Below are 12,147 nucleotides of genomic sequence, written 5' to 3'. Positions count from 1 at the left end.
GCTTCCCTACTATCTTCGGTGCCTCTGTAAACTCTACCAACTTGTCCGCGCAGGTCAAGCCGGGATATCCGTACACTCTACGTTAGCAAATTTAACCGTAGGCTTTTCCTTTTAAGCTACAGAGTCATTTGATTATTAATTACAAAGAATGTGTTCTTCTAAACTATACAATGCCTTTTTATAAGCAAACTACTTGGGTTAACGCCATAAAAAAAGGCAATTACGATGTGTAATTGCCTTGATATCTATAGCAAGTAGTGCGTTACTACAGCAAACGATGCATTATTTTCCAAATACCTCTTTCAACTGTTGTAATACATTACCACCACCAGATAAGCTGATTTCACCAACTTTCTCGGCAATTTTCTCGATGTATTCCATCTCTTTTAACTTCAGCAACATTTCATTCTCTTCCATTAGTTTGGCAGTATTCAACAAACTTCTTGTTGCTGCTGTCTCTTCACGGCGAGTAATCATATTGGCTTGTGCTTTCTTTTCAGCAACTAACACTTGGTTCATAATTTCACGGATCTCTCCTGGCAAGATGATATCTTTGATACCACAAGCTGTTAAATCAATACCTAATGCTGCAATTGAAGCCTTCACTTCTTGCAATAAATCGCCTGATAAGTTCTCTTTATTTTCCATTAATTCGTCAAAAGACATTCTTCCGATTTTCTCTCTCAACATCAATTGGATAATAGTGTACACTTGTCTTTCAACGTCTTTATTATCAACATAAGCTACAAGTAGGTCTTTCACTTGATACGTCAAGCTAAAGTTTACTCTTAATTGTACTTTGTCTTTTGTCAATATCTCTTGCCCATTCATCTCCATATTCTGTTGACGAATATCAATATACTGTGTTTCAATAATAGAATCGTTGTTCCAGAAACGGTATTCACCTGCTTCTAAAATACGTTCAAACTTACCGTTGATTACTAATAACGCTCTCTCGTTTGCAGACACAACAACCTTGCGGATGAATTGCCCCATATTACCTTTGTTTGTCAATACACGAGGAATCGTTTCATCAACCTCTATTGTATCGATGTTGTAACGCTCAAAAGTAAACTCAGTAGCGTCTTTCCAAAAGATATGTCTTCCCGCCCCAAGAGCAGTCATAAATACTTTGTTTTTGAACACTAAAACAACTTCATTGTCTAATACATCAATTACATTCAACATCGCTTGTAATGTACTATTTTGCAATAGTGCATCTACGTCTTCGCGAACTGGGAACATATCCGCTTTGTTGAATTGCTCAATTTCTTTATTACCCCAAATAATATATTGTCCTGTCTGATATACTTTAGTCAATTCACCTTGGTTAAAAACTAAGGCAACGTGATTTGTTTTTACTTGTAACTTTTTCATTGTACTATTTTTTTAATCTTTTAAATCTTTTGTTGAAAAAGGAGCGATAAATAGGCTTCCCTTTTTTATAAACGGAAAAACGAGTTAAGCATTCGTTAGTATAGCTTGTGTAGTGTCCAAGTTACCTCAGCAAGCAAAGTAAATTCTCACTACATCCCATATACCTCACCAAAACTTATACTTGTTTTTTCAGGTTTAAAAAAAGGTGTTCTTTGTCGAAACAAAAAACAGAAACACTATTTATCAGAACCTATTATGATGAGAGGTTTTTATAGAAGTCCTCTGCTTCATCCATAAATGCCCGAAGGCTGCGTGAATATTCCGCTTTACCAATTAAGCTATATTGCCTTTTGACAATAATAGGATTCGAACCTACATCTTGAATATGGAAACGAGCATTGCCCGTTTGTTCTAAGTCCACAAGCAGTATAAGGTAAACTATTGTCCCTCACTTCCGTGCTATTCAGAAACACTTCCAAGGCTTGCGTACTTTCGAACAGTACAAAGATGCGCATTTATATGCGCAATAGACTTGCGCAGATTAAAAAAAGTTTAAAAATATTCACTAACATCTGTTTTACAACACTTTACAAACAATACCTTTTTAAACAAAAAACAACTGCGCAAATACATTGCGTACATAATAAGTTTTTGTGTACTTTTATCTCCTATTATTTATCGACAAAAGGAATGGCTACAAATAAATTGGCATTATTACGCTACAAAATCATTGACGAATGCTTACAAAATAGGTTTAGAAAATGGACATTAGATGACTTGATTGAAAAAGTATCTGATGCGTTATATGAATTTGAAGGAATAGATAGTGGTGTTAGTAAACGCACCATTCAACTGGATATTCAAACGATGCGTAGTGATAGCTTAGGATATAATGCTCCTATTGTTGTTGTAGACCGAAAGTACTATACTTACGAAGATCCTGATTTTAGCATTAAAAATTCTCCTATTAACGATACTGATATGGAGAAACTAAAAGAGGTAGTCAATATTTTAAAACACCTCAACGGTTTTAGTCAAGTAGATGAAATGAGTGAGATGATTGCTAAACTTGACAATAGCTTGCTTAAGCGTAGTTCTAAAGCTCCTGACTATATACAGATGGAAAACAATAATCGCTTAAAGGGGATTCAATTTATCAATCCTTTGTATGAGGCGATAAAAAGTAAACAGCCTATTTTGATTGAATACAAATCTTTCAAATCGCAACAAGCAAGTAAAGAAATATACCATCCTTATTTATTAAAAGAATTTAGAAATCGCTGGTTCTTGATTACAAGAAATAATAAGTTGCCTCATTTACTCACGCTGGCTTTGGACAGAATTGTAAATATACACACCTTAGCAAATGAACCTTTTAAACAATATGAGGGCATTGACTTCAACCGTTATTTTGAGGATACAATAGGCGTTACTAAAACTGAAAAAGACAGAGCAAAAAAAGTTGTTCTTTGGATTGATGCCAATAATGCTCCTTATGTAAAGACAAAACCTATTCACCCTTCTCAACAGGTGATTTCCGAAACGAAAGAAGGGACAACTTTTCGCTTAGATGTGGTTCTAAACTTTGAATTGGAGCGTGAAATACTTGGTTTTGGGGAAAATATGATAGTTCTTGAACCAAAAGAATTAAAAAAGAGAATAGGTAAACGCCTGTCTAAAATGATTGAAAATTATAATATTACGCCTAAAAATGATTGATTATCTAAATCATAATATTGTTTTTTAATACAAAACTGCCTTTAATCATATAATTATTTCTCAAAGCTTACGTACCTTTGCAGTTATGAAACACTTTATAGTAGTCATAGTAATGTTATTCTTTATGAAGCCAGTATTCCCAATATTGGACTTCGTGGTTAACTATGATGCTATTCAAGAACTGTGTATCAATAAAGATAAGCCTGAATTAGAATGTAACGGTAGCTGTCACTTAAAAAGTGAATTAGCTAAAACAGCTCAGGAGGATAATCCTTTCTCAGCTAAGAAGACATTTCAATTGCAATTAGAGGTACTTTTCTTTAATCCCTACGAATGGGATAGTCCTGTAATCCCCACAATTCCCTTTGCTACGAAAGTAACTGATAGTTACCAAATAGCTTATACTTACTTACCTACGTTTGATTTTATCAAACCACCACACGCTTAAATCTTATTTTATTACCGTTTTATATACTGACTTTGTGCTATTTAGCGCATAAGCCACTATGTACCTATAATTATAATTTTAAGATTTAAACAAAATGAAAAAAATACTATACTTCGCTTTTACAGCAATCGCAATCGCTTTTACAACAACTTCTTGTTCTTCTGATGATAATTCAATGTTAAAGGGGCCAACTACAAGACCTGTTGAAATCATTACAGACCCAATAAAAACACAAACAGAAGGCGATTATTCTATTAAAGTGTTTACTAATACTAAAGAGTTTTACGCTCCTTCTACAGCTCCAATTATCATAGAAATTACAGATAATAAAGATGAGACTAATAAAGTGTTTACAAACACGAAAATGGCTATCACAATGCATATGACAATGCAAGATGGTCATCAAATGTCTCACTCTGCTCCTATTACACAACTTAGACCTGTAGCTGGAACTACTAATAAGTTTGAAGGGGAAATTATGTTTTCTATGGCAGGAATGGAGTTAGATAAAAACTATTGGACAATTACTGTTGAATCAGAAAACAAAGGAAATAAGATTAAAACAGATATCAATACAACTGTTAGACCAGGCAATTTCTTTGACAGAGAAAATATTATAAATTCTATTGCAAAAGGAGATAACAAAACATTAGAAATGTTCACTTATAATGGTAAAAATCATTTCATCGCTTTTCATCAAATACCAAATCCAAAGGTTGGAAGAAATAAAATGCAGGTATCGGTTTTTAGATCAGAAAAAATGGGAATGGAATTTCCTGTTGTAGAAAACTTATCTATAGAAATTGATCCAAGAATGCCAGATATGGCAAACCATGGTGTTAGTGCAGCTATAAACCCTTTAAAATACAATAGTAATATTGGAATGTATGATGGTACTATTGTATTCAATATGCCTGGATATTGGTATATCAATTTAGTAGTGAAAGACGAAGCTGGGAATATTGTTGCTGGTAAGCCTGTATATACTCCTGTTAGAGTTAATAAAGACACTGATATAACTCCTGTTCTTGGTGACAAATTCCTTGATATATTCATATAATTTATACTTGCCCAACCTAAAGTCATCCACTTTTTAATAAAAGACTATGTTTAAACATATATATATAACTGGTGTATTAACTGCCCTAAGTGCTACAATGGCAATAGGGCAAAATACATCAGCAAATGACACGCTTAAGAATAGCAATTTGAAAGAGGTTGTTCTAACTTATTCAAAAGAAAAAGAGCTTGTTGATAAAAAACCATTGACAACTATTGATGATTATCTTGCTAAAAAAGAAAACATCACTTTAGTTAGACGTGGTGCTTATGCTTGGGAGCCGTTAATCAACAATATGACGATTGAGCGTACAAGACAAACTATTGATGGAATGCAAATATTCCACGCTTGTACAGATAAAATGGATCCTATTACTTCTTATGTCGAAATCAACAACCTTGACCAAATAGATGTTACTTCTGGTTCACAAGGCTCTATTTTTGGTCCTACTTTAGGTGGTAGCATCGACTTGAGAACAAAGAAACTTGCTTTTACTGAAGACAAACAATTTAGCGGACAAGTGCAAACTGGTTTTGAGAGTATCAACAAACAAAAGATTTTAGGTGGAAACTTCGACTTCACTTCTAAAAAGTTCTATGCGAGTGGTTCTATTATGTTTAGAGATGCAGACAATTATAAAGCTGGTGGAAATAAAGAGGTTTTATACTCTCAATTTAGAAAACTGAATACATCTGGTATTTTAGGTTACTCAATCAACAAAAGCAATAGCGTTGAAGCTGCTATTATCTATGATAAAGCAACAGACATTGGTTACCCTGCCCTACCAATGGATGTATCGTTGGCAGAAGCGATTATCACTTCTGTGAAACACACTTACATTCCTACTGATTCTTGGGTAACAAAATGGGAAACTAAATTGTACTACAATACAATTACACATAGAATGGATGATACCAATCGCCCAGATGTAGCTATCCGTATGGATATGCCAGGATGGAGCGATACTTTTGGTGCATATTCTACTATATCAGCAACAGCTAAAGAAAACCACCATTTAAGTGCTACAGTGAACACTTACCACAATAAGTCTATTGCGGAAATGACAATGTTCTCAACTCTTACTAACGCCGTTAATATGTCTGTTTACACTTGGCCTAACGTTAAAACTACTTATGTTGGAGGGACTTTTAAAGACCATTGGCAAATAGACGACAGTCAGAGTTTAATGCTAACAGCAAGTATCGGATCTCATAATAATACAGTTAGTGAAGCTGGTGTAAATCAATTGAGAATTTTCTTAGTAGATGATTCATTTAAAAAAGATAAAACAAGAGTAGTTGGTAATTTTGCAGCTAACTATGAAAGACTACAAGACAATTGGGTTTATGGAGTTGGTATAGGATATGGTAACAGAGCTCCTTCTGTTTCTGAAGGGTATGGATATTACCTTTTCAACAGTGGAGATAAGTATGACTATATTGGTAACCCAAGTATGAAAAACGAGTCTTCTTACGAAGCTAACTTATTTGTAAAATATGTTTCACCTGCTTTCTCAACTAAATTATCTGGTAATTTCTTCTATTTAGACAATTATATTATTGGTGTAATTACTCCTCCATTCAACGTAATGACTCCAGGAGGAAATGGGCTAAAGATTTACCAAAATATTGATCATGCTATTCAAGCGACAATTGATTGGAATTTCAAATACAATGTAGATACTCATTGGACTGTATCTGGAGGTGTTGGATATAGCTACGGAAAAGATAAAGACGAAAATACATTGCCTTTTATTAGTCCTATTGCTTACCGCGCTGCAGTAGATTATAAATATAATTCGTTTAATACGCAGTTAGGCGTTACTGGTAATGCAGTAAAAAGCAATGCTGCTGAAGCGTATGGAGAAACTACTACTCCTGCTTATGCAACATTAAACTATAATGCAAACTACAAGTTTAATTTTGGTACACAAATGTTAAGTATTGGTGCTGGTGTTGAAAACATCTTAGATACTAATTACACAACATATTCTGATTGGAACAAAATTCCAAATCCTGGAAGAAACTTCTTTGTAAACTTATCTTACAAATTATAATATCTTAAAAACCGGTAATTCTCTTACCGGTTTTTTTATTTTTTGTTAGTGTGATCGCTATTTATAAATTGATGTATTATCTTTAACTATTTCGCATTCTTAATATAAACAGTGATTAGCTATAGAAATAAAGAAATTTCTTATAACAATTACTTATTTTTAAACACATTACACACAACCAATTTACAATGGCACGTATTAAACTAAACTTACCAAACGAATATATCTTCTCAACAACAATACCCGTGAGAATCACAGACCTTAATTATGGTAATCACTTAGCAAATGACAAACTCTTATCTATCCTTCACGAGGCACGAGTGCTGTTTTTAGCTAACTTTGGATATACAGAGTTAGATTGTGCAGGAAAAGGCTTAATAATGGGTGATGTGGCTATAGAATACAAGAATGAAGCTTTCTATGGTGATCACTTAACAATACAAGTAGTTGCCGGAGATTTTACAAGAGTAGGTTTTGACTTGTACTACCTTGTTCAAACAGAAACAAAACTAATTGCAAAAGCAAAAACAGGTATGGTTACTTTTGATTACAATAAGAGAGCTGTAGTAGAAGTACCTGAAGTATTGAAAACACAATTCATTCCACAAGAATAACTCCTTACAAAATATCTAAAAACCAGAATCCGTAGTGATGTATTTCTTTCTGATTACATTGCTTCGGAGCATCATAGGTTTTATAAACTATTTCACCTATTTCAAAAGGAACACGTTTTTGAAACATAGGACCATCAAAAACAAAGGTGTGAAACTCTCCATTCTCCCCACAAGGATCGACTCCCTCGGGTAAGTCTGCAATAAATTGATGGTCTATTATCCTACCAACAAAACTCTTATCAAGGAATTGCTCATTCACACACACGACAATAGCTTTTATCCCTGCATTTACCATCTCTTCTACCAATAGCTTTGTATTCATATTCCACAAAGGAAAAACTCCTTGAATAGCTAATCTTTGCAACTGTTGTTCTCTAAAGGTTTTCAAGTCCTCTAATAAAATATCCCCATAAACACTATTACATATCCCCTCAGACTTATACACGCTTAATTGTTTCGTTATTATTACCTCATACTCTTGTAAAGACAATGTTTCCGTTAAATACACAATATCTATTGGCAGTCCTAAACATACAGCTTGTCTACGTAACACATCTTCACGAATTCCGTGCATCGACACTCTTCCAAAAGATTTGTTTACTGTTGTCATAAGTCTAATTACATTGTATTCCTTTGTACTTTGCAGGGTATATAATGCATAAGCTGCATCTTTTCCTGTACTCCAATTTAAAAACGCCTTAGAAGTCATAATCATCTAATATTTGTAAATACAAGGTATAAAAAAAACGGCTTGACAAAAGCCAAGCCGTTTTTAAATATATTAATCGAATAGATTATACTTCTCTATTTGGGTCAAATGCCTCTAAGATTTGAGCAACACGTTGTACGAATTGTCCTCCTAAAGCTCCATCTACCACACGGTGATCATAACTGTGAGATAAGAACATTTTTTGACGAATACCAATGAAATCTCCTTCTGGTGTTTCAATAACAGCAGGAACCTTACGAATAGCTCCTAAAGCTAAAATACCTACTTGTGGTTGGTTGATAATTGGTGTACCAAATACACTTCCAAAAGTACCAACGTTAGTTACTGTATAAGTACCACCTTGTGTATCGTCTGGTTTTAATTTACCAGCTTTTGCACGATTACCTAAGTCATTAACAGCTTTTGCCATTCCAACTAAGTTCAATTGGTCTGCATTTTTAATTACAGGAACAATTAAATTACCATTTGGAAGAGCCGCAGCCATACCAAGGTTAATGTTTTTCTTTTTAATGATGTAATCACCATCAACAGAAATATTCATTCCAGGGAAATCTTTTAATGCTTTTGCAACCGCTTCCATAAAGATTGGTGTAAACGTTAATTTCTCACCTTCTCTCTTCTCGAAAGAACTCTTAACTTTATTTCTCCAGTTTACAATATTAGTTACGTCAACCTCAATAAAAGATTGTACGTGAGCCGAAGTCTGTACAGATTGTACCATATACCCAGAAATAAGCTTACGCATACGATCCATCTCTACAATCTCATCTGCACCATTAACTGATACAGGAGCTGCTTTACTTGCTGTTTGAGCTACAGGCGCTGCTTTTGGCGCAACCGCTTGTGCAGGGGCAGCAACTTGAGTAGGTTGTGAACCTCTATTTTTAACGTAATCTAAAATATCATTCTTAGTTACACGTCCATCTTTACCAGTACCAGCAATAGCTTCTAATTCAACAAGAGATATTCCCTCTTCTTTAGCGATATTTTTCACTAATGGAGAGAAGAACTTTTCTGAATCAGAAAAATCAACAGGAGCTACCGCTTCTTGAGCAGTTGCAACATTGTTTTCTACTACTTTAACTTCAGGTGCTACAGTGTTATTTGCTGCTGGAGCAGGTGCAGCACTTCCTCCTTCAGTTTCAATTATTGCAATTGTTTGTCCTACTTGAACAACATCATCTACTTGAAATAATATCTCAACCAAAGTTCCTTCCACTTCTGACGGAACTTCGCTATCAACTTTATCAGTTGCTATTTCTAAAACTGTTTCATCTGCCTCTATGCGATCTCCTACATTTTTCAACCAGTTTGTAATTGTTGCCTCAGCAACACTCTCACCCATTTTGGGTAATTTTAATTCGAACTTTGCCATATTTATAACCTAAGGTTGTGATTTTTGATTCAAATTACAAATTTAATAATATTTCGGACTTTTTATAATAGATTATAAAATTATCATTCTTACAAAAAGTAATCTCTATCTCCCTAATTCCTATCATTACTTCGATTTAAAAATTGTTTTTTTACTTATTTTCTTTAGAATTTTATTCAAAAGAATACAATCTATTATTAAAAAGTATTTCCCCGAATTACATCTGAAAAGATAGATAAAACCGATAGATGCAGAAATATACAAAAAAAGCACCTATCCTAAATTAAAAACAATCATAGATTTCTCTAAATATTGTAGTAAAATAAATCCATAAAAAAAGTCGACCATTGCTGGTCGACTTTTATATATAATAAAATATTATTATTTAATTACATTACGTTTACGATCTGTTTCTTTTAAGAAGATCTTTCTAATACGTAAAGATTTTGGAGTTACCTCAACATACTCATCTTTTTGAATATACTCTAAAGCTTCTTCTAAAGAGAAAATGATTGGAGGAACGATTCTAGCTTTTTCATCATTACCAGAAGAACGAACGTTAGACTGTTTTTTAGCCTTAGTTACGTTAATACACATATCATCACTACGTGTATTCTCTCCAATTACTTGTCCTTCGTAAATTTCGTCATTCGCATTAACGAAGAATTTACCACGGTCTTGTAATTTATCAATTGAATAAGGAATAGCTTTTCCATTCTCCATAGAAATTAATGAACCATTATTACGTCCAGCAATTTCTCCTTTGTATGGTTGGTACTCTAAGAAACGGTGAGACATAATAGCTTCACCTGCAGTAGCTGTTAATAACTGATTTCTTAAACCAATAATACCTCTTGAAGGAATATTGAATTTAATAATCATACGTTCTCCTTTAGGCTCCATACTTAACATTTCACCTTTTCTTAAAGAAACGTATTCAACAGCACGTCCTGATAAATTCTCAGGAATATCAATTGTTAACTCCTCAATTGGTTCACATTTAACACCATCAACTTCTTTGATGATTACTTGTGGCTGTCCAATTTGTAATTCGTATCCTTCACGACGCATTGTCTCAATCAATACAGATAAGTGCAATACACCACGTCCAAATACCATAAACTTATCAGCACTGTCAGTCTCTTTAACACGTAAAGCTAAGTTTTTCTCAAGCTCTTTGCTTAAACGATCCTTAATGTGACGAGAAGTTACATATTTACCTTCTTTTCCGAAGAAAGGAGAGTCATTAATTGTAAACAACATGCTCATTGTTGGCTCATCAATAGTGATTGTAGCTAATGCTTCTGGATTTTCGAAGTCAGCAATAACATCTCCAATTTCAAATCCTTCAATTCCTACAACTGCACAAATATCACCAGCGTGAACTTCGCTTACTTTCTTACGTCCTAAACCTTCGAAAGTTTGCAATTCTTTAATTTTACTTTTAACGATTTTTCCATCGCGTTTAACTAAAGAAATATTCATTCCTTCTTTTAAAATACCTCTGTGAAGACGACCGATAGCAACACGACCTGTAAAAGTAGAGTAGTCTAAAGATGTAATCAACATTTGTGGAGTTCCTTCGTTAGCTTTAGCTTCTGGAATATGTTTCAAAACCATATCTAATAAAGGCTCAAATGAATCTGTTGGTTGTTTCCAATCATCAGACATCCAATTGTTCTTAGCAGATCCGTAAACAGCAGGGAAATCCATTTGCCATTCTTCAGCTCCTAATTCGAACATTAAATCGAATACTTTCTCGTGAACTTCTTCTGGAGTACAGTTTTCTTTATCAACTTTATTTACAACTACACACGGCTTTAATCCAAGACTAATAGCTTTTTGTAGTACGAAACGAGTTTGTGGCATTGGCCCTTCAAAAGCATCTACAATTAAAAGAACACCATCAGCCATATTCAATACACGCTCTACTTCCCCACCGAAATCGGCGTGGCCAGGAGTATCAATAATGTTGATTTTTGTTCCTTTATAATTTACAGAAACGTTTTTTGAAGTAATAGTAATACCTCTTTCTCTTTCGATATCCTCATTATCCAAAATTAATTCTCCCGTGCTCTCATTGTCACGAAACAATTGACAGTGGTGTAAGATTTTATCAACCATAGTTGTTTTACCGTGGTCAACGTGTGCAATAATCGCAATATTCCTAATTGGTGTCATATAAGGATTTTAAAATTTAAATTTTTAATTTAATAACTTCGTCTATAAAACGAATAAGAAAAACAAGAAAAGCCCTCAGATATTGAGAGCTTGATATTTTTTTCTTCTTAACAAACTAAATCGTCTAACTGTATTATTATAATGCAGCAACGTGTTTAGTTAATTTTGATTTCAAGTTAGAAGCTTTATTCGAGTGAATGATATTTTTCTTTGCTAATTTATCAATCATAGAAACAACTACAGGTAATTTAACACCAGCCTCAGTTTTATCCTCGATCATACGTAATGCTTTGATTGCGTTACGAGTTGTTTTGTGTTGGTATCTGTTTAATACTCTTTTCTTTTCGTTACTTCTAATTCTTTTTAAAGCTGACTTATGATTTGCCATTTTCTAAATATTTTATTAAGTCTATACTATTTTTTCTCTTGTAGTCCGTAGGGGAATCGAACCCCTGTTACCAGGATGAAAACCTGGCGTCCTAACCCCTAGACGAACGGACCAAAATCTCAATATATTAAGTTTTTAAAAAAACTTGTAGTCCGTAGGGGAATCGAACCCCTGTTACCAGGATGAAAACCTGGCGTCC

10 protein-coding genes and 1 tRNA gene are annotated in these 12,147 nt (G+C 33.9%); 5 read left to right on the top strand and 6 right to left on the bottom strand.

The window, feature by feature from the left end:
* Positions 1-282: 282 nt before the first annotated feature.
* Positions 283-1,377, bottom strand: a complete 1,095-nt coding sequence (locus AABL81_RS08210; RefSeq protein WP_341340791.1) for a slipin family protein — start codon at positions 1,375-1,377, stop codon at positions 283-285.
* Positions 1,378-2,067: 690 nt separating this feature from the next.
* On the opposite strand from AABL81_RS08210, the gene AABL81_RS08205 reads away from it, so the two are divergent.
* The 5 genes from AABL81_RS08205 (at position 2,068) to AABL81_RS08185 (ending at position 7,274) form a co-directional block, all read left to right on the top strand.
* A complete protein-coding gene (locus AABL81_RS08205; RefSeq protein ID WP_341340790.1) occupies positions 2,068-3,096 on the top strand; it encodes a helix-turn-helix transcriptional regulator in 1,029 nt (342 codons plus the stop codon).
* Positions 3,097-3,181: 85 nt separating this feature from the next.
* Positions 3,182-3,544: a hypothetical protein gene (locus AABL81_RS08200; RefSeq protein WP_158209351.1), complete on the top strand. Its 363-nt coding sequence runs from the start codon at positions 3,182-3,184 to the stop codon at positions 3,542-3,544.
* A 94-nt stretch (positions 3,545-3,638) separates the two neighbouring features.
* On the top strand, positions 3,639-4,604 hold the full coding sequence (locus AABL81_RS08195) for a hypothetical protein (RefSeq protein ID WP_341340789.1): 966 nt from the start codon (positions 3,639-3,641) through the stop codon (positions 4,602-4,604).
* 46 nt (positions 4,605-4,650) lie between these two features.
* The gene (locus AABL81_RS08190; protein WP_341340788.1) at positions 4,651-6,660 is read left to right on the top strand and encodes a TonB-dependent receptor plug domain-containing protein; all 2,010 of its coding nucleotides are present in this window, start codon (positions 4,651-4,653) and stop codon (positions 6,658-6,660) included.
* Positions 6,661-6,848: 188 nt separating this feature from the next.
* Positions 6,849-7,274: a thioesterase family protein gene (locus AABL81_RS08185; RefSeq protein ID WP_158209354.1), complete on the top strand. Its 426-nt coding sequence runs from the start codon at positions 6,849-6,851 to the stop codon at positions 7,272-7,274.
* A gap of 4 nt (positions 7,275-7,278) precedes the next feature.
* Here the strand turns inward: AABL81_RS08185 and AABL81_RS08180 are convergent, their stop codons facing one another.
* From AABL81_RS08180 to AABL81_RS08160, 5 genes are all read right to left on the bottom strand, one after another.
* On the bottom strand, positions 7,279-7,983 hold the full coding sequence (locus AABL81_RS08180) for a Dph6-related ATP pyrophosphatase (protein ID WP_341340787.1): 705 nt from the start codon (positions 7,981-7,983) through the stop codon (positions 7,279-7,281).
* Between the two features lie 85 nt (positions 7,984-8,068).
* The gene (locus tag AABL81_RS08175) at positions 8,069-9,379 is read right to left on the bottom strand and encodes a dihydrolipoamide acetyltransferase family protein (RefSeq protein WP_341340786.1); all 1,311 of its coding nucleotides are present in this window, start codon (positions 9,377-9,379) and stop codon (positions 8,069-8,071) included.
* A gap of 381 nt (positions 9,380-9,760) precedes the next feature.
* Complete coding sequence (typA, locus tag AABL81_RS08170; protein WP_341340785.1) at positions 9,761-11,560, bottom strand: translational GTPase TypA; 1,800 nt, start codon at positions 11,558-11,560, stop codon at positions 9,761-9,763.
* Positions 11,561-11,696: 136 nt separating this feature from the next.
* Positions 11,697-11,948, bottom strand: a complete 252-nt coding sequence (gene rpsT, locus AABL81_RS08165) for a 30S ribosomal protein S20 (protein WP_090409392.1) — start codon at positions 11,946-11,948, stop codon at positions 11,697-11,699.
* Positions 11,949-11,989: 41 nt separating this feature from the next.
* A tRNA-Glu gene (locus tag AABL81_RS08160) sits at positions 11,990-12,061 on the bottom strand.
* Positions 12,062-12,147 lie beyond the last annotated feature (86 nt).

This window comes from Myroides sp. C1519 (genome assembly GCF_038039755.1).
Taxonomy (GTDB): Bacteria; Bacteroidota; Bacteroidia; order Flavobacteriales; family Flavobacteriaceae; genus Flavobacterium; species Flavobacterium phaeum_A.
This window is presented reverse-complemented; position numbering and strand designations above follow the sequence as displayed.

Excerpts from the sequence above, each read along its gene's own strand:
- AABL81_RS08210 (WP_341340791.1), bottom strand. The coding sequence starts at position 1,377 with ATGAAAAAGTTACAAGTAAAAACAAATCACGTTGCCTTAGTTTTTAAC.
- AABL81_RS08205 (WP_341340790.1), top strand. The coding sequence starts at position 2,068 with ATGGCTACAAATAAATTGGCATTATTACGCTACAAAATCATTGACGAA.
- AABL81_RS08200 (WP_158209351.1), top strand. The coding sequence starts at position 3,182 with ATGAAACACTTTATAGTAGTCATAGTAATGTTATTCTTTATGAAGCCA.
- AABL81_RS08195 (WP_341340789.1), top strand. The coding sequence starts at position 3,639 with ATGAAAAAAATACTATACTTCGCTTTTACAGCAATCGCAATCGCTTTT.
- AABL81_RS08190 (WP_341340788.1), top strand. The coding sequence starts at position 4,651 with ATGTTTAAACATATATATATAACTGGTGTATTAACTGCCCTAAGTGCT.
- AABL81_RS08185 (WP_158209354.1), top strand. The coding sequence starts at position 6,849 with ATGGCACGTATTAAACTAAACTTACCAAACGAATATATCTTCTCAACA.
- AABL81_RS08180 (WP_341340787.1), bottom strand. The coding sequence starts at position 7,983 with ATGACTTCTAAGGCGTTTTTAAATTGGAGTACAGGAAAAGATGCAGCT.
- AABL81_RS08175 (WP_341340786.1), bottom strand. The coding sequence starts at position 9,379 with ATGGCAAAGTTCGAATTAAAATTACCCAAAATGGGTGAGAGTGTTGCT.
- typA (WP_341340785.1), bottom strand. The coding sequence starts at position 11,560 with ATGACACCAATTAGGAATATTGCGATTATTGCACACGTTGACCACGGT.
- rpsT (WP_090409392.1), bottom strand. The coding sequence starts at position 11,948 with ATGGCAAATCATAAGTCAGCTTTAAAAAGAATTAGAAGTAACGAAAAG.